This window comes from Streptomyces sp. S186 (genome assembly GCF_051603415.1).
Taxonomy (GTDB): Bacteria; Actinomycetota; Actinomycetes; order Streptomycetales; family Streptomycetaceae; genus Streptomyces.
On record NZ_CP193932.1, the window covers coordinates 5760484 to 5781113 of the forward strand.

Annotated in this window: 17 protein-coding genes and 1 pseudogene; 8 read left to right on the top strand and 10 right to left on the bottom strand. The window is 72.0% G+C overall.

The features are described from left to right. Positions 1-95: 95 nt before the first annotated feature. Together ctaD and ACRAS8_RS24795 are read left to right on the top strand one after the other, a co-directional pair. Positions 96-1754, top strand: a pseudogene (gene ctaD / locus ACRAS8_RS24790) (aa3-type cytochrome oxidase subunit I); the annotation flags it as partial. 37 nt (positions 1755-1791) lie between these two features. Continuing rightward, positions 1792-2181 (top strand): hypothetical protein, encoded by a 390-nt coding sequence (locus tag ACRAS8_RS24795; RefSeq protein ID WP_438488197.1) that lies wholly within the window; start codon positions 1792-1794, stop codon positions 2179-2181. Here ACRAS8_RS24795 and ACRAS8_RS24800 read toward each other — a convergent pair. Next, positions 2153-3385 carry a cytochrome P450 gene (locus ACRAS8_RS24800; RefSeq protein ID WP_438488198.1) on the bottom strand — a complete coding sequence of 411 codons (1233 nt, stop codon included), beginning with the start codon at positions 3383-3385 and terminating at the stop codon, positions 2153-2155. The genes ACRAS8_RS24795 and ACRAS8_RS24800 overlap by 29 nt on opposite strands. Positions 3386-3681: 296 nt before the next feature. On the opposite strand from ACRAS8_RS24800, the gene ACRAS8_RS24805 reads away from it, so the two are divergent. Then, positions 3682-4851, top strand: coding sequence for a steroid 3-ketoacyl-CoA thiolase (locus ACRAS8_RS24805; RefSeq protein ID WP_438488199.1), 1170 nt, complete (start codon positions 3682-3684; stop codon positions 4849-4851). A 283-nt stretch (positions 4852-5134) separates the two neighbouring features. On the opposite strand, the gene ACRAS8_RS24810 is transcribed toward ACRAS8_RS24805, so the two are convergent. The 6 genes from ACRAS8_RS24810 to ACRAS8_RS24835 all read right to left on the bottom strand — a co-directional run bounded on the left by ACRAS8_RS24810 (position 5135) and on the right by ACRAS8_RS24835 (position 12597). Then, the gene (locus tag ACRAS8_RS24810) at positions 5135-6013 is read right to left on the bottom strand and encodes an ECF transporter S component (protein ID WP_438488200.1); all 879 of its coding nucleotides are present in this window, start codon (positions 6011-6013) and stop codon (positions 5135-5137) included. Then, positions 6010-7686 carry an ABC transporter ATP-binding protein gene (locus ACRAS8_RS24815; RefSeq protein ID WP_438488201.1) on the bottom strand — a complete coding sequence of 559 codons (1677 nt, stop codon included), beginning with the start codon at positions 7684-7686 and terminating at the stop codon, positions 6010-6012. The genes ACRAS8_RS24810 and ACRAS8_RS24815 overlap by 4 nt, the downstream gene beginning before the upstream one ends. Next, the gene (locus ACRAS8_RS24820; RefSeq protein ID WP_438488202.1) at positions 7683-8951 is read right to left on the bottom strand and encodes a CbiQ family ECF transporter T component; all 1269 of its coding nucleotides are present in this window, start codon (positions 8949-8951) and stop codon (positions 7683-7685) included. Before ACRAS8_RS24820 ends, ACRAS8_RS24815 begins: the two co-directional genes overlap by 4 nt. Next, entirely contained in the window at positions 8948-9658 is a 711-nt protein-coding gene (locus ACRAS8_RS24825; protein ID WP_438488203.1) for an SCO2322 family protein, read from the bottom strand. The genes ACRAS8_RS24820 and ACRAS8_RS24825 overlap by 4 nt, the downstream gene beginning before the upstream one ends. 2 nt (positions 9659-9660) lie before the next feature. Beyond that, a complete protein-coding gene (locus ACRAS8_RS24830) occupies positions 9661-10998 on the bottom strand; it encodes a prenyltransferase/squalene oxidase repeat-containing protein (protein WP_438488204.1) in 1338 nt (445 codons plus the stop codon). A 486-nt stretch (positions 10999-11484) separates the two neighbouring features. After that, the gene (locus tag ACRAS8_RS24835) at positions 11485-12597 is read right to left on the bottom strand and encodes an MBL fold metallo-hydrolase (protein ID WP_438488205.1); all 1113 of its coding nucleotides are present in this window, start codon (positions 12595-12597) and stop codon (positions 11485-11487) included. Between the two features lie 301 nt (positions 12598-12898). On the opposite strand from ACRAS8_RS24835, the gene ACRAS8_RS24840 reads away from it, so the two are divergent. The 3 genes from ACRAS8_RS24840 to cutA all read left to right on the top strand — a co-directional run bounded on the left by ACRAS8_RS24840 (position 12899) and on the right by cutA (position 15006). Next, positions 12899-14356: an aldehyde dehydrogenase gene (locus tag ACRAS8_RS24840; RefSeq protein ID WP_438488206.1), complete on the top strand. Its 1458-nt coding sequence runs from the start codon at positions 12899-12901 to the stop codon at positions 14354-14356. Further along, positions 14356-14601, top strand: coding sequence for a ferredoxin (locus ACRAS8_RS24845; RefSeq protein WP_438488207.1), 246 nt, complete (start codon positions 14356-14358; stop codon positions 14599-14601). The genes ACRAS8_RS24840 and ACRAS8_RS24845 overlap by 1 nt, the downstream gene beginning before the upstream one ends. Before the next feature lie 69 nt (positions 14602-14670). Continuing rightward, positions 14671-15006, top strand: coding sequence for a divalent-cation tolerance protein CutA (gene cutA / locus ACRAS8_RS24850; protein WP_438488208.1), 336 nt, complete (start codon positions 14671-14673; stop codon positions 15004-15006). Between the two features lie 3 nt (positions 15007-15009). Here cutA and ACRAS8_RS24855 read toward each other — a convergent pair whose 3' ends face one another. Next, positions 15010-16281, bottom strand: coding sequence for an XRE family transcriptional regulator (locus ACRAS8_RS24855; RefSeq protein WP_438488209.1), 1272 nt, complete (start codon positions 16279-16281; stop codon positions 15010-15012). Between the two features lie 215 nt (positions 16282-16496). On the opposite strand from ACRAS8_RS24855, the gene ACRAS8_RS24860 reads away from it, so the two are divergent. Next, complete coding sequence (locus ACRAS8_RS24860; RefSeq protein ID WP_438488210.1) at positions 16497-16871, top strand: hypothetical protein; 375 nt, start codon at positions 16497-16499, stop codon at positions 16869-16871. A gap of 437 nt (positions 16872-17308) precedes the next feature. Here ACRAS8_RS24860 and ACRAS8_RS24865 read toward each other — a convergent pair whose 3' ends face one another. Then, on the bottom strand, positions 17309-18061 hold the full coding sequence (locus ACRAS8_RS24865; RefSeq protein ID WP_438488211.1) for an MBL fold metallo-hydrolase: 753 nt from the start codon (positions 18059-18061) through the stop codon (positions 17309-17311). Between the two features lie 169 nt (positions 18062-18230). Further along, on the bottom strand, positions 18231-18911 hold the full coding sequence (locus ACRAS8_RS24870) for a TetR family transcriptional regulator (RefSeq protein WP_438488212.1): 681 nt from the start codon (positions 18909-18911) through the stop codon (positions 18231-18233). 269 nt (positions 18912-19180) lie between these two features. Here ACRAS8_RS24870 and ACRAS8_RS24875 point away from each other — a divergent pair, with 269 nt between their 5' ends. After that, complete coding sequence (locus ACRAS8_RS24875) at positions 19181-20557, top strand: glycosyltransferase family 4 protein (RefSeq protein ID WP_438488213.1); 1377 nt, start codon at positions 19181-19183, stop codon at positions 20555-20557. Positions 20558-20630 lie beyond the last annotated feature (73 nt).

Sequence of the window (20630 nt, forward strand, 5' to 3'; positions counted from 1 at the left end):
CACACCCCGCACTCGTGACGCATCCCACCCTCCCGGTAGCCCGTTTCGCGCCGGTGACCGGTGACGATGCGCGGGGAGGCGGACACCTACGGGGCATGAAGTTCCCCGCAACCTCCTCCCCGACGGCCGGATCCGCCGTGCCGCGGGCCGCCACGGCACGTCCCGCGACGCGCCGGAACCCGGTGACGTGGCTGACGACCACCGACCACAAGACCATCGGCACGCTCTATCTGGTGACCGCCTTCGCGTTCTTCTGCCTCGGCGGGCTGCTGGCGCTGCTGATGCGTGCCGAGCTGGCCCGCCCCGGCCACCAGCTGCTGTCGAACGAGCAGTTCAACCAGGCGTTCACGATGCACGGCACGATCATGCTGCTGATGTTCGCGACGCCGCTGTTCGCCGGTTTCGCCAACTGGATCATGCCGCTGCAGATCGGCGCGCCCGACGTGGCGTTCCCGCGGCTGAACATGTTCGCCTACTGGCTCTACCTCTTCGGCTCGCTGATCGCGGTCGCCGGCTTCCTCACCCCGCAGGGTGCCGCGGACTTCGGCTGGTTCGCCTACTCGCCGCTCTCGGACGCGGTGCGGTCGCCCGGCGTCGGCGCCGACATGTGGATCATGGGTCTGGCCTTCTCGGGCTTCGGCACGATCCTGGGTTCGGTCAACTTCATCACCACCATCATCTGCATGCGCGCTCCGGGCATGACGATGTTCCGGATGCCGATCTTCACCTGGAACGTGCTGCTGACCGGTGTGCTGGTCCTGCTGGCCTTCCCGGTGCTGGCGGCCGCGCTGTTCGCCCTGGAGGCGGACCGTAAATTCGGTGCCCATGTCTTCGACGCGGCCAATGGCGGCGCACTGCTGTGGCAGCACCTTTTCTGGTTCTTCGGGCATCCCGAGGTGTACATCATCGCGTTGCCGTTCTTCGGCATCATTTCCGAGGTCATTCCGGTCTTCTCCCGGAAGCCGATGTTCGGTTACATCGGTCTGATCGCGGCGACGGTGTCGATTGCCGGTCTTTCGGTGACGGTGTGGGCGCACCACATGTACGTCACGGGTGGCGTGCTGTTGCCGTTCTTCTCGTTCATGACGTTCCTGATCGCGGTGCCGACCGGGGTGAAGTTCTTCAACTGGATCGGCACGATGTGGAAGGGCTCGCTGTCCTTCGAGACGCCGATGCTGTGGGCGATCGGCTTTCTGATCACGTTCACCTTCGGTGGTCTGACCGGTGTGATCCTGGCGTCGCCGCCGATGGACTTCCACATCTCGGACTCGTACTTCGTGGTGGCTCACTTCCACTATGTGGTGTTCGGTACGGTCGTCTTCGCGATGTTCGCCGGTTTCCACTTCTGGTGGCCGAAGTTCACCGGCAAGATGCTCGACGAGCGACTGGGCAAGATCACGTTCTGGACGCTTTTCATCGGCTTCCACGGCACGTTCCTCGTCCAGCACTGGCTCGGCGCGGAAGGAATGCTGCGCCGCATTCCCGACTATCTCGCCGCCGACGGCTTCACCACCCTCAACACCGTCTCATCCATCTTTTCCTTCCTGCTCGGCCTGTCGATCCTGCCGTTCCTCTACAACGTCTGGAAGACCGCCAAGTACGGCGAGAAGGTCGTGGTGGACGATCCGTGGGGATATGGCCGCTCGCTGGAGTGGGCGACCTCCTGCCCGCCGCCGCGGCACAACTTCCTCACCCTGCCGCGCATTCGCTCCGAATCCCCGGCGTTCGATCTGCATCATCCCGATGTCGCGGCCGCGATCGAACGGTGAGGAAAGCGTGAGGGGGCAGGAAATGCCGAGGGCCGACGGGACCGGCGGGACCGGCGAGGGAGAGCATCGCCGGATGGCGGCGGCGATCAACGAGATCGAGGGGTATCTGCTGTGGGCGGCGGAAGAAGAACGGGCCCGCAGCCGGGCGGAGGAATTCTGTGCCCGGCTGCCCTGGCTCACCGCGTCCCAGCGCGAGGACGTCGTCCGGCAGTACTGCCGGGAGCAGCGCGCGCAGTCCCGCTCCTATTGCGAGCGCGTCGCGGCCCGCAGCGCCGCCCTGCGGACCGAGTACGAGGGCGTCTACCGCAGGCTGCGGCGCCGCGTCGTGGCCGCGCTGCTCGGCGTCGGCGTCGTCGAGGTGCTCACCCTGGCGGTGCTCTCCCTCAGCGGTAGCGCACCCGGAGTTCCTTGACCCCGTTGAGCCAGGCGGAGCGCAGCCTCCGGGGGTCGCCGGCCAGCGAGATCCCGGGTACGGCGTCCGCGAGGGCGTTGAAGATCAGGTCGATCTCCAGCACGGCCAGGGACTTGCCCAGGCAGAAGTGCGGACCGCCGCCGCCGAAGCCCAGGTGGGGGTTGGGATCGCGGGTGATGTCGAAGACGTCGGGCCGGTCGAAGACCTCGGGGTCGTGGTTGGCGGAGGAGTAGAAGATCCCGACCCGCTGGCCCTTCCTGATGTGCGCGCCGCCCAGCTCGGTGTCCTGGGTGGCAGTGCGCTGGAAGGAGACCACCGGGGTCGCCCACCGCACGATCTCCTCGGCGGCGGTCGCCGGGCGCTCGCCCTTGTAGAGCTCCCACTGGTCGGGGTGGGTGAGGAAGGCGTGCATGCCGTGGGTGATGGCGTTGCGGGTGGTCTCGTTGCCGGCCACCGCCAGCAGCAGCACGAAGAACCCGAACTCGTCGGAGCCGAGGTTCCCCTCGTCCTCGGCCGCCACCAGCCGGCTGACGATGTCCTTGGCCGGGCACTCCTTGCGGGCCGCGGCGAGGTTCATCGCGTACGAGATCAGCTCCGTGGCCGCGTTGGTGCCGACCTCCTCGGTGATGGCCAGTTCCGGGTCGTCGTAGGCGATCATCTTGTTCGACCACTCGAAGATCCGGGCCCGGTCCTCCTGCGGGATGCCGATGAGCTCGGCGATCGCCTGGAGGGGGAGTTCGCAGGCGACGTCGGTGACGAAGTCGCCGGAGCCCTTGCGTCGAGCCTCCTCGACGATGTGCCCGGCCCGCCGGCGCAGGGCCTCCTCCAGGGCGCGGATGGCCCGCGGGGTGAAGCCGCGCTGGACGATCTGGCGGACCCGGGTGTGCTCCGGCGGGTCCATGTTCAGCATGATCAGCTTCTGGACCTCGATCTGGTCCCGGGAGATGGCCGAATTGAACCGGATGATCGAGGTGTTGAGGTTGGCCGAGAACACCTCCGGTTTGGTGGAGACCTCCTTGACGTCCTGGTGCCGGGTGACGGCCCAGTAGCCGTCGTCGTCGAAGCCGGCGATGCCGTGCGGCTGGGCGTTCCACCACACCGGCGCGGTCCGGCGCAGCCGTGCGAACTCCGGGAGCGGGACCCGGGACTGGTAGACGTCGGGGTCGGTGAAGTCGAACCCTTCGGGCAGCGCGGGGCAGTGCATCGGCGACTCCTGGTCCAGCTGACGTGGGACGCCCTGATGGCACCGTCGTCCGGCCGACAGCTTGACTGACGACAGCTTGGCTGACGGGCCATCAGATGCAGGTCGCGGTGAAGGTAGTAACGAGTTCTACAAGTGGCAAGGGTCACGGCAACGCCACTTGTGTACAAGGGCGGTGCGGCCCTCTTGCGCCGCACTGAACGGCTCACGAGACTGTTCGCGGAACTAGAACGCGTACTAGTTCTGCCCTCCGTGGGTGCCGGGACGCCCGCGGACGCGAGGAGAGGACGAGTTGAGTCATGGCCGCGGAACCCGTCATCGTCGAAGCAGTACGCACCCCCATCGGCAGGCGCCAGGGCGCGCTCGCCAACCTCCACCCCGCCTATCTCCTGGGTGAGACGTACCGCGAACTCCTCGCCCGCACCGGCATCCAGCCCGACTGCGTGGAACAGATCGTCGGCGGCACCGTCACCCATGCCGGCGAGCAGTCCATGAACCCCGCCCGCAACGCCTGGCTCACCATGGGCCTGCCCTACGAGACCGCCGCCACCACCGTGGACTGCCAGTGCGGCTCCTCCCAGCAGGCCAACCACATGGTCGCCAACATGATCGCGGGCGGTGTGATCGACATCGGCATCGGCTGCGGCGTCGAGGCGATGTCCCGGGTCCCGCTCGGCAGCGGCTCCAAGCACGGCCCCGGCAAACCCTGGCCCGACGAGTGGAACGTCGACCTGCCCAACCAGTTCGAGGCCGCCGAGCGGATCGCCCGCCACCGCGGCCTGACCCGCGAGAACGTCGACACGCTCGGCCTGCTCTCCCAGGAGCGGGCCGCCACCGCCTGGGCCGAGGAGCGTTTCAAACGGGAGACCTTCGCCGTCCAGGTCCCCACCACCGAGGACGAACAGGCCGCCGGGCAGGGCATGTGGCGGCTGGTCGACCGCGACGAGGGCCTGCGCGACACCAGTATGGAGGCCCTCGCCGGCCTCAAGCCGGTGATGCCCACCGCCGTCCACACCGCCGGCAACTCCTCGCAGATCTCCGACGGCGCCGCCGCCCTGCTGTGGGCCTCCAAGAAGATGGCACGCGCCCTCCGGCTGCGGCCCCGGGCCCGCATCGTCGCCCAGGCACTCGTCGGCTCCGACCCGCACTTCCACCTCGACGGGCCGATCGACGCCACCCGGGCCGTCCTCGGCAAGGCCGGGATGTCGCTCAGGGACATCGACCTGGTCGAGATCAACGAGGCGTTCGCCTCCGTGGTGCTCTCCTGGGTGCAGGTCTTCGACCAGGACCTGGAGAAGGTCAACGTCAACGGCGGCGCCATCGCCCTCGGCCACCCGGTCGGTGCCACCGGCGCCCGCCTCCTCACCACCGCCCTGCACGAACTGGAGCGTCGCGACAAGGAGTTCGCCCTGATCACCATGTGCGCGGGCGGAGCGCTGGCGACGGCGACGATCATTCAGCGGCTTTAGCGCGGTCGGGGCCGGTCGGACGCGGGGTCGGTCGGTCGGGTGCACGCGCCCGGTTGTCTGGCCGGCCCCTGAGAGGGGAACTCGGGGGAACCCTGAGGGAGTTGGGGGTTGACCCGCATGCCGCGGAGGGCCGGGCCGCCGTAGCGTCAAAGCCATGAAGCAGACCGATCCGCACCACGCAGCCCGCCCCGCCGTCACCCGCCCCGCCGCCCTCCGCACTGCCGCCCTGCCGGGGGTGCAGGCGATGCAGGCGGCCGCGCCGCCCGGCGCCCGCGCGGGTCCGTCAGGACCGGCCCGCCGGCCCGGCAGGGTCCACGAACTCCACCGGCGCCTCGAACGCCGCCCGGCGCGTCGCCCGCCGCAGCGCCTTCAGCACCGTGCCGCCGAGCGTCAGCGTGAGCACGACGGTGACCACCGCCCGCGGCAGGTCCCACCCCAGGGACGTGGCCAGGCAGTACGCCAGATAGCGCGTCAGGTTGGCGGAGAGCGGATCGCCCGGCACGAACGACACCCCGGACGCCAGCCCGCCGATGTACGGCCAGCCCTGGAGGTTCATCACCAGGCCATAGCCGACCGACGCCACCGCCCCGTACCCCGCCAGCAGGAACAGCTCGCGGCGGCCCCGCCATCTCCCCCGAACTCCCGGCTCCGCTTGAGCAGGGGCGACCACCGCGGGCCCCGGCAGTAGCCCCGCCCCCATCGACACCCAGCCCATCGACAGCATCTGGAACGGCATCCATGGTCCGACACCGCCCGTCAGCAGCGCCGAGGCGAACATCGCCACCGACCCCAGCACGAATCCGAAACCTGGCCCCAGCACCCGCCCCGACAGCACCATCAGGAAGAACATCGGCTCGATCCCCGCGGTCCCCGCGCCCAGCGGCCGCAACGCCGCCCCAGCCGCGGCCAGTACCCCGAGCATCGCGATCGCCTTGGCATCCAGGCCGCTGTCGGCGATGGTGGCCACCACCACCGCCAACAGCAGCGGCAACAGCGCGGCGAACAGCCACGGAGCGTCCTGCGAATGCGCCAGCCCGGACGCGGAACCGGCCAGCAACGGCCAGCCGAAGGCCACCACGCCGATCGCCGACACCAGACACAGCGCGGCGACCGACCGCGGACCGAGCCGCACCGCACGCACCCGCCGGGCCGGCGCCGTCACGCCGAGGCCCCTTCCAGGGAACGGGCCACCTGCGCGACGGTCAGCCACGGCAGCGGCGCCAGCACCTTGGCGACCTGCGGGGCGAACGCCGGGGAGGAGACCACCACGTCCTCGGTCGGACCGTCCGCGACGACCTCCCCGTCCGCCAGGATCACCACCCGGTGGGCGAGTTCGGCGGCGAGCTCCACATCGTGGGTGGCCAGCACGCACGCCTGACCCTCGGCGGCCAGCCCCCGCACCACCTCGACCAGCCGGGCCTTGGCCGCGTAGTCCAGGCCCCGGGTGGGCTCGTCGAGCAACAGCAGCGGCGGGCGGGCGGTCAGCACCACCGCCAGCGCCAGCGCCAGTCGCTGTCCCTCGGACAGATCCCGGGGATGGGCCGTATCCGGCACCCCGGGGAGCAGCCGCGCGACCAGCTCCCGGCAGCTCCCGGCGGGTGCGTCCGCGTCCCGGTCCGCCGCGCCGCACTCCGCCGCCACGGTGTCGGCCGACAGCAGGTCCCGAGGCTCCTGCGGCACCAGTCCGACCCGGCGCAGCAGCTCCCGCGGCCGCGCCTTGTGCGGGGCGGTACCCCCGATCCGCACCGACCCCGCCGACGGCGGATGCATCCCGACCAGCGTGCGCAGCAGCGTGGACTTGCCGGCACCGTTCCGTCCCATCAGGGCGACGGTCTCACCGGGCCGGACGGTCAGCCCCACGCCGTGCAGCACCGGAGTGCGGTCCCGGTGGACGCCGAGACCCGCGACCGCGGCGACCGGCTCCGCGTCCGTCCCCGGTTCGGCTCCTGGTCCGCCGGCCGGCCCGTCTCCCGGACCGGCCGCCCGTGCGGGAGCCGGGCCGGGAGACGGTACGGCCACCGCCGACAGCCGCTCCCGCAGCGCGGCCGCCTTCCGGCGGGCGTCCCGCACCGACAGTGGCAGCGGCGCCCAGCCGGCCAGCCGGCCCAGCTCGACCACCGGCGGCCGCACCGGCGAAGCGGCCATCATGTCGGCCGGATCGCCCATGATCGGGGCCGCGCCGGGCCCCGGCAGCAGGATCACCTGGTCCGCGTACTGCACCACCCGCTCCAGCCGGTGCTCGGCCATCAGCACCGTCGTCCCCAGGTCGTGCACCAGCCGCTGCAGCACCGCCAGGACCTCTTCGGCGGCCGCCGGGTCCAGTGCCGACGTCGGCTCGTCCAGCACCAGGACCTTGGGGTGCGTCGTCAGCACCGAACCGATCGCCACCCGCTGCATCTGCCCGCCGGACAGCGTGCGGATGGCCCGGTCCCGCAGCTCAGCCAGGCCCAGCAGGTCCAGGGTCTCCTCGACCCGGCGGCGCATCACGTCCGGGGCGAGCCCCAGCGACTCCATGCCGTAGGCCAGTTCGTCCTCGACAGTGTCGGTGACGAAGTGCGCCAGCGGGTCCTGGCCCACCGTCCCGACCACATCGGCCAGTTCACGCGGCGGATGGGTTCGAGTGTCCCGCCCGTCGACGGTGACCCGGCCGCGCAGGGTGCCGCCGGTGAAGTGCGGCACCAGCCCGCACACGGCGTTCAGCAGCGTCGACTTGCCGACCCCGGACGGGCCGACGAGGAGGCACAGCTCCCCCTCGGGCACGGTCAGGTCGACCCCCTGAAGAGCCGGTGCAGTGGCGTCCCCATAGGTGACCGAGACCTCCTCGAAGCGGATCACTGGGCGGACTCCTTCGTGCACGGGTCGGAATCGGAGGGATCGGAGGGAGGGGAGGGATGAGATGTACGGGAGGTATGAGGGACACGAGGGACACGAGGGACACGAGGGGGAGAGACAGTTGAGGTGGAGGAGGCCGACGAGGCCGAGCGGGCCGCCGGGACCGGAGCGCGGGCCCCGCCCCGAGTGGGTCCCGGTGCCGGTGCAACCACCGCCGGCACCAACCCCACCAGCAGCGACAGCGCCGGCCACAGCGGCAGCACCGGCGCCGTCAGCGGCACCGCCGGCGGATGCAGGGCCCCCGGCGCACAGCCGTTCGCCGCGATCATCAGCGCCGCGACCGCGACCCCCGAACCGGACACCAGCCACGCCCGGACGCCCCACGCCTCGGGCCGGTAGCGCGTCCGAACCGACCGGCGGCCGCCCAGCCACAGCCCGGCCAGTGCCGCCACCAGACCTACCGCCAGCAGCGGCAGCCCGTAGCCGCCCCCGGAATCGCCCAGCAGACCGTACGTCCCCGCGCACACCCCGAGCAGTCCGCCCAGGGTCAGCACCGACGTCAACCGCCGCACGGCGGGCGGCACCTGTGCGGTCCGCCCGTAGCCGCGGGCGTCCATGGCCGCGGCCAGCGCCACCGACCGCTCCAACGCGCCCTCCAGCACCGGCAGCCCCACCTGCAGCAGGGCCGCGACACCGCGGTCCGGGCGGCCGCGCAGCCGCCGGGCCGCCCGCAGCCGCTGTACGTCCGCCACCAGGTTCGGCGCGAAGGTCATCGCGACCACCACCGCCACCCCCGCCTCGTACAGCGCACCGGGCAGCGACTTCAGCAACCGGGCCGGATTGGCCAGCGCGTTGGCGGCGCCCACACAGATCAGCAGCGTGGCCAGCTTCAACCCGTCGTACAGCGCGAAGACCATCCCCTCCGCGGTCACCCGGCCGCCCACCCGGACCCCCTTCGCCCAGTCGGGAAGCGGGAGTTCGGGCAGCGTCACCAGGGTGTGGGTACCGGGGATCGGCGAACCCAGCACGAACGCGAAGACCAGCCGGATGCCCAGCACCACCAGCCCGAGCTTGACGAACGCGCCGTACGACCGGGCCCACGGCGCGTCGGTCCGGCGCGCCGCCACGACATAGCCGGCCACCCCCGCCAGCAGCCCCAGCAGCAGCGGATTGGTGGTCCGGGACGCCGCGGTCGCCAGGCCGAGCGCCCACACCCACCAGGCGCCCGCGTGCAGCGCGGTACTGCGGGTGGCGCGCGGGGCCCTCATCCGCGCCGCCGGCGCGCCTGCCACACGCCGGCCGCGCCCAGTACGACCACGGCCCCGATCCCGCCGACCACACCGGCCGACGGCCCCCCGCCGTCGTCCCCGCCCGCGGCACCGTCGGCATCGCGCCCGGCCGTCGCCGTCACCGTCGGCTGCGCCCCGCTGCTCCCGTCCACCTGCTCCGCGCACCCGGACCGCGGATAGCCCGCGATCCCGCACAGCAGCGCATTGGCGTCGTAGCGCAGCGGCTGCGGCTTGGCGACCGCCGCCAGCGCCTCGCCCGCCGAGGCGTCCGCGGGCACCCTGGCACAGCCGGTGCGCCCGGCCGGCGGATGCTCATCGGGCGGGGCGTCCGCCGCGGTACCGAAGTCGATCACCACACCGACCCGCTTGTCCCCGGACCGGGCCGGGGCCGTACCGCAGAGCGCGGCGAAGTCCGGGGCGGTGCGCGGGCCGGTCGCCTTGGCGGAGTCCGCGCTCACCGAGAAACGGAAGCCCACCACGGCCCCGTCGGCCGGCCGCGAAGTGCCGGGCCCCTCCGTGGCGTACGCCCACGCGGTGTTCTTGCCACCGGCGGCAGGAGCACCGCCGTCCCAGAAGGACCAGTAGCGGTACTGCTGCGCCTGGGCGGGGCCGGCTCCCAGACCGGTCACCGCCCCCGCCAGCAGCAGCCCGCCGACCGCCCGCCGGGTCCAACCGTGCCGCAGCATGCTCACAGCGCGTTCTTGTTCTTGTTGCGGCCGCTGATCAGGAAGCCGATGCCGGCGCCGATGGCCAGCCCGACACCGATCACCCACCACACGCCGAAGCCGCCCCCGTCCGAGGTGTCCTTGTCCGCGGCCGGCGACGGCGCGGCGGTCGCGGCCGGCGCGGGCCCGGTCGCGTTCAGCGCGCTCACCAGGTCGGTGCCGCCGAACGCCCGTGGGTCGGTGCCGGTGGCGTGCGCGGCGAGGATCAGCTGGGCGTACGCGGCCGGGCCGTTCTGCTTCGCCCAGGCCCCGGCGTTCTTCTCCAGCCACGCCAGCGGCTTCTGGGCGGCCGCGCCGTGCCCACCGGCCGCCAGCGCGACCACCGCGTCCGCGGTGTTGCCGACATCGGGCTGCTGCTCGGCGCCCGGCATCGCGGACCGCAGATGCTGCCCGGCGGCGTCCAGCTGTCCGACGAGCCAGCTCGCGCCGCCGTCCGCGGCCGCCGTCCGGGCGTCCGCGCCGCTGCCCCGCACCGTGTCCTTCGCACAGTCCGGCGCCTTGACCGGCCGGTTCGCGTCCTTGCCCGCCGGCGCCACGACGAAGCCCTTGCCCAGGGCCCCGGTGACGGCGGCCGCGGTGGCGTCGGCGTTCGGCGCGGCGTTCTTCAGCTGGAAGGTGAACGCCCCGCGCTCGGCCTCCTTCGCGTCGCACCCGAGCCGGAACGTCAGCAGCGCGTCGTACGGCGACTTGCCGCCCTTCGCCGTCACCGACTCCGGCTTCTCACCGGCCGCCGCGAGCGCGCCGATCACCACCGCGGTGGAGTTGGCGTCGCTCGCCTCGCCGCCCTGCCCACCGGGCATCGAGCCCCAGCCGCCGTCCTCGCGCTGGACGGACTTCAGCCACTGCACGGCCTTCTGCACGGTGTCACCGTGCCCGCCGAGCGCGGTCAGCGCCTGGACCGCGGCGGCGGTCTGGTTGGTGTCCCGCATCGTGGCCGCGTCGCACGCCTTGCCCGGATCCGGCCGGTACGCGGCGAACGCGCCGTCGGCGCACTGCTGCCCCGCCAGCCAGTCCACCGCGGACGCCGCCGGGCGGACCCCCACCGTGTGCTGCGCCAGCAGCGCCAGCGACTGCCGCCACACGCCGTCGTACTGCGGGTCCTTGGTGCCGTACAGGCCCTTGGGCAGCTTCTGCTGCGTGGGCTGCGGGGCCGCCGGGCCGTCGGCGTACGCGACGGGGGCCACGGCGCCGGCCAGCACGGCGGCGGTCGCCGCGGCGGCCAGCGCCGTGGCGGCGCGGCGCGCCCGGGGGGCGGCGGAGTGCGGCTGCGGCGCGGGGGCCTGGGGGGCCGTGGGGGCCATACGGGCCATCGGGTGGGTGCCTCTCGGGTCGGTCGGGGTCGCGGCGGCCTACGAAGCAGAGCCGCGCTCGGTCGACCGCCCGTGCGGCACGCGCGGCGTGCGGCACGGTGGCACCGGGCTCAGCTCCGTAAACCTCGACGGTGCCGCGCACCGGCCGTCCGCGGGAGCGGCGGTTCCGGTGGCGGGAGCCTTGGTCGTGCCCCACCGGGTGCTCCGGCTCGTCCGGTCGCGCGGACTCACGGTTGCGGGTCAGCGCCGGATTTCCACCGGCTTTCCCCGATCGGGTACGGGATGAAGTTGTCCCGCACACTTTAACTCCGGAGGGGGAACGCGCCGCCTCGCGGTCGCGCCCGCGGACGGGGCCGCGGCGGCCCGTCGACGGAAGGCCACGGAAGGCCGCCGCCACGAGAAGCCGACCGACGAACCAACCGACGGACCGACCGACGAACCGTCCGACGAATCACCCGGAACCACCCGGCAAACCCCCTAAACCGCTACGTACCGGACCGGATCCGAACCGGCCACCATCTCCACATGCCCGCGCTTGACCAGGTGGCGGAGGTGCGCCTCGGCCTCGGAGACCGCGATGGTGCGGGAGGCCGGCGGGATGTCGTCCCAGGGGCGGTTCCACCGCATCGACGCGGCGAGCTGCCAGGACGTGAGCGGCTCGCCGAGCAGCGCGCGCAGGCCGGCCAGGCGCTCCTCGTGGTGGGCGAGCAGCTCCCGGACGCGGCCCGGGGCGTCCGGGAACGCGTGCTGGTGGGCCGGCAGCACCTCCGCCGGCGCGAGCCGGGCGATCCGTTCGAGCGAGTCGAGGTAGTCGCCGAGCGGATCGCCCCGGTCGAGCCGGTCGGGGACGTCGTCGGGGTCCTCGTACAGGCCGATGTGCGGGGTGATGCCGGGGAGGAGGTGGTCGCCGGAGAAGAGCCGGCCGAAGCCGCCGGGGCGGGCGGGGCGGGCGGCGTCCGGTCGGGGGCCCGCTGCGTGTGCGGTGTGGATCTCCTCATGTGCGGGGTGTGCCTCCTCCAGGTGGAGGCAGACATGGCCGGGGGTATGGCCGGGCGTCCAGATCGCGCGGAGGCGGCGGCCGGGGAGGTCGAGGAGCTCGCCGGGTTCGATGCCGCGGTCGGGCAGTGCGGCCCGCCGGCCGGGCACCCGTCCACCGCGTCCGGCGGCGCGGGCGGCCCGCAGCGGCTCCAGGTGGTCGTCCGGTGCCCCGGCCGCGGTGAGCGTGGCGAGCAGGTGGTCCAGCCACCGGCCGGGCTCCGCCGCACGGGTGCGCCGGACCACCGCGGCGTCCGCGGCATGCATGGCGACCCAGGCGCCGGAGGTCTCCCGCACCTTGGCGGACAGGCCGTGGTGGTCGGGATGGTGGTGGGTGATCACCACGCCGTGGAGTTCGGCGGGGTCGAAGCCGCAGGCGGTGATGCCGGCGGTGAGGGTGTCCCAGGAGTCCGGGTCGTCCCAGCCGGTGTCGACGAGGACCGGGCCGCGGTCGGTCTCCAGGAGGTGGACGAGGGTGTGGCCGAGCGGGTTGTCGGGGATGGGGACGGCGATGCTCCACACCCCGCCCCTGTGGTCGATCACCTGCGGTGCCATGGATCGCGCCCCCTCCGGTGCCGTTGTGCCCTCAACTATAACTAGAACGAGTTTCAGGACCAGATGAACGCACCTTGGCGACACGAGAGTTGGCATTCAGTCACCGGGCGGCGTGGACTCCGCGGAGTAGAACTGGTATCAGTTCTGGGGAGACGTCTCCTGACGCCCCGTCAGAATCGCAGTCGGAGACCGAAGGTCGGGACCGAAGCCGGGACCGAAGTCGGGACGAAGCCGGGACCGAAGGGTCAGAGACGCCATCCGTCGAGAGCGTCATCCGTCGAGACCGTCGGGAGGCGGCAGCATGAGCGACAGCGACCTCGTCGAACACGGAAAGCTCTACATAGGCGGTGAGTTGGTCGACCCGGCCGGACCGGACACGATCGAGGTCGTCTCGCCGCACACCGAACGGGTCATCGGCCGGGTTCCGCACGCCGCGCGGGCCGACGTCGACCGGGCGGTGGCCGCGGCCCGCGCCTCCTTCGCGTCCGGCGTGTGGGCCGATGCCCCGCTGGCGGAGCGGATCGCGGTGGTGAGCCGGATCAAGGACGCCTTCGCGGTGCGCAGCGAGGAGTTCGCCCGGGTCATCGGCGCACAGAACGGGACGCCGGTCACCTCGGGCGTCATGGTGCAGTCGCTGGCCGCGATGATGGTGTGGGACGCGGCGCTCACGGTGGCCCGGGAGTTCCCGTTCGAGGAGCGCCGGGCCGGGGCGCTGGGGCCGCTGCTGGTGCGCCGGGAGCCGGTGGGCGTGGTCGCGGCCGTGGTGCCGTGGAACGTCCCGCAGTTCACCGCCGCCGCCAAGCTCGCGCCGGCGCTGCTGGCCGGGTGCTCGGTGGTGCTGAAGGTCTCGCCGGAGACGCCGCTGGACGCGTATCTGCTGGCGGAGATCGTGACCGAGGCCGGGCTGCCGGAGGGGGTGCTGTCGATCCTGCCGGCCGACCGGGAGGTGAGCGAGTACCTGGTCGGCCACCCGGGCGTGGACAAGGTCTCGTTCACCGGGTCGGTGGCGGCCGGCCGGCGGGTCATGGAGGTCGCGGCCCGCAACCTCAGCCGGGTCACGCTGGAACTGGGCGGCAAGTCCGCGGCGGTGATCCTGCCGGACGCGGACCTGGACGCGGCGGTGGCCGGGATCGCGCCGTTCGCCTGGATGATCAACGGGCAGGCGTGCGTGGCGCAGACCCGGATCCTCGCGCCGCGCAGCCGTTACGACGAGATCGCCGAGCGGTTCGCCGCGGCGGCGGGCGCGCTGACCATCGGCGACCCGCTGGATCCGGCCACCGAACTCGGGCCGTTGGTCGCCCGCCGCCAGCAGGAGCGTTCGCTGGACTACATCGCGCTGGGACAGCAGGAGGGCGCCAAGGTGCTGGCGGGCGGCGGCCGTCCGGCGGGGCAGCCGACCGGCTGGTACGTCGAGCCGACGCTCTTCGGCGACGTCGACAACGGCATGCGGATCGCCCGGGAGGAGATCTTCGGCCCGGTGATCTGCCTGCTGCCGTACGGGGACGAGGAGGAGGCGGTGCGGATCGCCGACGACTCCGAGTACGGGCTGTCGGGGTCGGTGTGGACGGCCGACGTCGAGCACGGCATCGAGATCGCCCGGCGGGTGCGCACCGGTACGTACTCGGTGAACACCTTCAGCATCGACATGCTCGGGCCGTTCGGCGGCTACAAGAACTCCGGCATCGGGCGGGAGTTCGGCCCCGAGGGGTTCGCCGAATACCTGGAACACAAGATGATCCACCTGCCGGCGGGTGCCTGATGGGGGAGACGGGGCCGGAGCGCTGGCGGGTGACGGTGGACCGGGGCGTCTGCATCGGCTCGGGCCTGTGCGCCGGGACCGCGCCGGAACGGTTCCGCCTGGACACGGCGCGGCAGTCACACCCCGTCGCCCCGGAGACCGAGCCCACGGACGCCGTCCTGGCAGCGGCCGAGAGCTGCCCGGTGGAGGCGATCGTGATCACCACGGCGGAAAGCGGAGAGACGGTGTTCCCGCCGGAGGAGTGAGGGGGCGAGCGGCGGGGCGAGGGCTCGTAGCTTCGGTGAACGCCGATGGCCGACGACTATGCTCGCCGCATGACGGCTGACTTCCTGCAGGTCTCCACAGCGACGGAGACACGCGAGCAAGCGGTAGAGCTGGCCCGTTCCGTAGTGGAACGTCGTCTCGCGGCTGGTGCCCAGATCGTCGGTCCGGTGGTCTCCGTCTTCTGGCATGAGGGTGAGTTCGGGACGGGCGAGGAGTGGCAACTCCTGCTCAAGAGCCGGGCCGACGCATACCCCGCGCTGGAGGCGCACCTCCTCAAGCATCACCCGTGGAAGAACCCTGAAGTCTCGGCTGTTCTGCTCGTGGCCGGGTCGGATGCCTACCTCCGCTGGATCGCCACTACCGTCGGGCCGGTCGGCGAGCAGTAACCGTCATGCACGGGCCTTTTCCAAGACATCGGCGACGCCGGGCACGGTCCGGTGTTCGCCGAGCCTGCGCAGGACGGGAGCGAGCCGTTCCCGTGGGCGTACCGAAGCCACCCCAGCGCAGAGGTCCAGCGCTCGGTCGGTGACAGTCGCGGCTTGCTCAACCTCCCTGGCTGTCAGGTAGGAGTTGGCCAGCCACGACAGGTACAGGCTCTTATCCCGAGCGTGGGTGTCGTCGTATGCGGCGAGTGCTGATTCCAGAATGGGAACGGCACGCAACGGACGCCGCAACTCCGTCCAGCATCGGCCGCTCATGATCTCCAACTCATTGTGGTCGACCCACGCCACCCAATCCGGCTGCGGAGTGTCGTCGACGGCGGCGAGGGCAGATACGGCGGAGTCGAGCGCGCGTTCCGTCTCGGTGGCAAGCCCGGCGACCGCGTATGCCCATGCGAGCCGCTCGTACAGGAGGGCTCGGACGCCCGGGGCCGCGTCGGGACCAGCCGTTGTACACGAGCGGGCGGCCGTCTCGATGCCGGCTCGTCGGTCACCATTGACCTTCTGGTAAGCGAGGAAGGCGAGCGCGTTGCCTGCCAGAGCCTTGTCCCCTGCTTCCATCGCGGCCTCGTGACTGGCCTCGTACAGACTGCTCGCAACGGCGTGTTTGCCGCCGTCGAATGCCGCCCAACCGGCCTGCTGCGCCTGCTCAGCGAGCATGGAGAGGAGGGCTCGGCCCGTCTCCTCGGTGTATGTGGCATCACGCATCAGTGCCTTCGTGGCTTGGTACTCGCCGAGGTAGACCCGATATGTGTCACCTCCGCCGAGCACGTCGTCAAGGCGCCGCAGTCTGGCCGTACGCTCTCGAAGTTGATCGGGGACACTGCTCACGATTCGCCGGCCGGTCTGAGGACGCGCCAGGTCGGACAATCCGGCGGCGAGGCCGGTCACGGCCGTTGCCTTGAAGAATTCTCTGCGCCGCACTTCGTCTCCGTCTCCGTCCGTAGCGGTGGCACGTGCAGGCGTGGGGAGCGCGCGGCAGGCGGGTGCCTCCCACTCGCGGGGCGCAAGACCGAGCAGACCCCCCGGAATGCGCAGCGCTTCGGCAATCCGCGCAACCTTCTCGAAGGTCGTCACACTGCCGATGCCGCGTGCCAGTAACCCGACGCGTTCCGGCTTGATGTCGCACTCCGCCGCGATCTTCGAGTAACTGATCCCTGCCTCACTGCGAGCGAGACGGAACACCGTCCCGAAGTCATGGGCCGCAAACGCGGCTCTCATCTCCGCATGATCCAGGAGTCCGCACGGGAGCGCGGTAGGCGGTACGTAACCGGTCATGAAGTGCCCCGTCGCGACTGATGGTGACAGAGTGCCGCATTGGTCAGAGCCTCAGCCTACCCATGATGGGGATACCTGTGGCCGGGAAGCCACTGGCCCTACCAGCGTGGACAGTTGGACGGAACAAACCCCTGCGACCGTGCGACCGGTCCGGGGGCATGGCCATCAACCGCTTGGAGGTTGACGACGTGCGCAAACATAGCGCGTGGTTCTTCGAACTGCTGTTGCGGGTGTTTCTGCCTGCACAAGGGTGTCACCGGTCCGCTGACGCATCACCTGAAGCGGGGCGCGAGGACGCGGCGACGCCCGTTCCTCTCCGCGTGTCCCCCAAGCACTCGGGGCTGCTGTGTGGTGAGGACGTACCCCTGATCCGCCCGTACGTCCTTGCGTCCGAAGAGCTCCGGCAGCGGCGGGAACGGCAGGAACGGCAGGAACGACGGTTGCAGCGTGGGCGGCGCCGGGCGCTGTGGCTCGCGGTGCACGGCGTCGACGCCGGGGCGCACTGGAATCACGGTGTGCAGGTGGTGAGTTGATGCCCCGGAGCTGTCGGCACGTTCACCTGCCGGACCCGTTTCCGGCGCCGGAGCCCGAGCCGGTCGCCGGGTGCGATGTGTGCGCCGCCCTCGCCGAGCAGCGTGCGGTGGCGCGTTCCGTCGGAGACAAGGCGGCGGTGATCGACCGCAATGTCGAGATGCGCCGTCACCCCCATGCGAGGAAGGCGAAGTCGTGAGCGAGCGGGCCAAGTTGAGGCCGCCGGAGCTGCGGCCGCCGTTGGTGGCGACGGGGGAGGGCGTCATCCACGTGCCCCCTGGTGATGCGGTGCCGCCGTGCCCGGGTCCGTGTGCTCTCTGCAGGGGAAAGGGGCGACAGGCCACGCCGGAGAGTGACGAGAAGTGATCCGGCGCACTCCGCCGCGGTGAGCGCCCGGCGGAGCGGCTGTGGTCGGCCCTCACCGTCGTATCTCTGGAGCTCAGAGCTCGATCTGCTCGCCGGGCTTGAGGAGGTGCAGCCGGTCCGCGAGTCCGGCCTGGGCGAAGGCCGGTTCGAGGGTGTCAGGGCCCTGGGTGAAGTGCGCCCAGTGCTCGAAGTGCAGCGGGACGACATGACGTGCGCCCAGGATCCGGGCGGCCTCGGCCGCGCCGTCGCTGGGCAGGGTGAGGTAGGCGTCGCCGACCAGCGGCGTCCGGGCCCCGCCCGCGAACAGGAGGGCGATGTCGACCGGCCCGAAGCGGTCCGCGATCCGGCGTACGACATCGAGTGAGGCGTTGTCCCCGCTGACGTAAACGGTCGGTTGGCCCGCTCCCTCGATCACGAAGCCGGTGACCTCGCCGACGAGGTGCTCGCTGCCGTCGGGCCCGTGCTGTGCGGGCACTCCGGTGATGCGCACGCCGCCTTCGAGGTCGTACGAGTCCCAGTTGGCCAACGCCCGGACGGGACCGCCGAGCCGCTCCTGGGCGGACCCTGTGGACAGGACGAGCGGGGTGCCGAGGGCGTAGGCCCGCCCTGCCGCGTCCAGGTTGTCGGGGTGCTGGTCATGGGAGAGCAGCGCGGCGTCCACGGCGCCGAGCTCGGCTGCGGCGAGGGCGGGGCCGGCGGTCTTCGCCAGGGTGCGGGTGCCGATGGGGTAGGTGCCGGGGGCGTCGAAGGTGGGGTCGGTGAGGAGGCGGGCCGTGCCGAAGTCGAGGAGGGCGGTGGGGCCGCCGAGGTAGCGGATGATCGTCATGCGGAGCATCAACTCGGGACGCGACCCGGGTATTCCGCTGGGGCCGGGGGCGGGCCCGTAGGGGGTGAGGAGGGTGGTCCCCTAGGGGGTGCGAGGGCCCCTTGTGAGCCAACTACCCGGAAAGGCGGGAGGGTTAACGAAGGCTGAGGGATTAACGAAGGCGGGAAGGTTAACGGGTGACCGGCCCCGACTCCGGCGCCGACCTCGACCTCGGCCCCGCCCCCGGCGCCGTCAGATCGATCAGGCGGCAGACGGTCTCGATGTCGATCTTCACCTGGGCGATCGAGGCGCGTCCGGACAGCCAGGTGATCAGTGCCGAGTGCCAGGTGTGTTCGATGACGCGGACCGCGGAGAGCTGTTCCGGGGTCGGCGGGCCGTCCAGTCCCATCGCGTCGAGGATGATCGCGGTGGTCAGCCGGGAGACGGTGTCGACCTCGGGGCTGACGGAGCGGTCGGCGAAGGTCAGCGCGCGCACCATGGCGTCCGCCAGGTGCGGTTCGCGCTGCAGCGCGCGGAAGGCCCGCATCAGCGTCTGGGCGACCCGGGCGCCGGGGTCCTCCTCCGACGGGGGGCGCTTGCGCAGCGTCTCGTGCATGTGCTGGAGCTGGTCCTGCATGGTGGCGACGAGCAGGTGCACCTTGGACGGGAAGTAGCGGTAGAGGGTGCCGAGCGCGACGCCGGAGGACTCGGCGACCTCGCGCATCTGGACCGCGTCGAAGCCGCCGCGGCCGGCAAGCCTGGCGCTGGTGTGCAGGATGCGGCGGCGCCGGGCCTCCTGTCGCTCCGTCAGGGGAGGACTCGCCGGAAGCGCCGGAAGCGCCGGCCCGGCCGCCTTGGGTTCCGTAGTCATGTGTCCCATTCCGTGGCTTTCCCTCCGCTCCGTGACTTTCCCTCCGCGATGCGGTGAGTGCCGGCGGTGCGTGATCGGCACAGCATGGCAGGGGCCGTGCCGTGGCGCGAATCACCTGGTGCGGCTCTTTTCGCTCCGTTCCCGGCCGGTAGATTCGAAACTCGGTGAACTGGTCAGTAGCTTTTCGGTTCTGAACAGTTCTGAAACTTGTTCTAGATTACCGCCAGCGGTTACGCTCCGGCGAAAGTCCAGTGAGAAGGGGGCCGTGCGTGACCGCAGAGGCCGTCCAGGCAGCCGCGCCCCGCCCGGCGGAGACCCCCTCGGCCTCCGCCCCGACGGACCGCGGGCGTCCCCTGAGAATCGCCATGCTCACGTACAAGGGGAACCCGTTCTGCGGCGGACAGGGCGTCTACGTCCGCCATCTCTCCCGCGAGCTGGCCCGCCTCGGCCACACCGTCGAGGTCATCGGGGCCCAGCCCTACCCCGTCCTGGACGAGGGCGTGACGCTGACCGAGCTGCCCAGCCTCGACCTCTACCGCCAGCCCGACCCGTTCCGCACCCCCCGCCGCGACGAGTTCCGCGACTGGATCGACGGCCTCGAAGTCGCCACGATGTGGACCGGCGGCTTCCCCGAACCGCTGACCTTCTCCCTCCGCGCCCGGCGCCATCTCGCCGCCCACCGCGGCCACTTCGACGTCGTCCACGACAACCAGACCCTCGGCTACGGCCTGCTCGGCGGCCCCGGCGCGCTCGGCGCCCCGCTGGTCACCACGATCCACCACCCCATCACCGTCGACCGGCGGCTCGACCTGGCCGCCGCGCACGACTGGAAGCGCCGCCTCTCGGTCCGCCGCTGGTACGGCTTCACCCGGATGCAGAAGCGGGTGGCCCGGCGGCTGCCGTCGGTCCTGACCGTCTCCGGCTCCTCCCGCCAGGAGATCGTCGACGACCTCGGCGTCCACCCCGGCCGCATCCACGTCGTCCCCATCGGCGCCGACACCGACCTCTTCTCCCCGGACCCGTCCGTCCCCGAGGTGCCCGGCCGGATCGTCACCACCTCCAGCGCGGACGTCCCCCTCAAGGGACTGGTCCACCTCGTCGAGGCGCTGGCCAAGGTGCGCACCGAGCAGCCCGACGCCCATCTCGTCGTGGTCGGCAAGCGGGCCGACGACGGGCCGGTGGCCGCCGCCATCGAACGGCTCGGCCTGTCCGGCGCCATCGAGTTCGTCAAGGGAATCAGCGACGCCGAGCTGGTGGACCTGGTGCGCGGTGCGCAGATCGCCTGTGTGCCGTCCCTCTACGAAGGGTTCTCGCTGCCCGCGGCCGAGGCGATGGCCACCGGCACCCCGCTGCTGGCCACCACCGGCGGCGCCATTCCCGAGGTGGCCGGGCCGGACGGCGAGACCTGCCTCGCGGTGCCGCCGGGCGACGCCGGGGCGCTCGCCGCCGGGCTGCTCCGGCTGCTGGGCGACGCACCGCTCCGACGCCGGCTGGGCGCGGCCGGCCGGGAGCGGGTACTGGCCCGCTTCACCTGGCGGCAGGCCGCCCTCGGCACCGCCGACCGCTACCGCGAGGCCATCGCCCGCCAGGCCGGCCGCGCCACCGCCGCGACGGTCGCCGCCCCGACGGCCGTCGGCGGCCGGTGACCTGCCGCCGCACCATGCCGTCGCCGCACCATGCCGTCCACCCGCAGCCACACCGGACTTCCCTGCCCACACC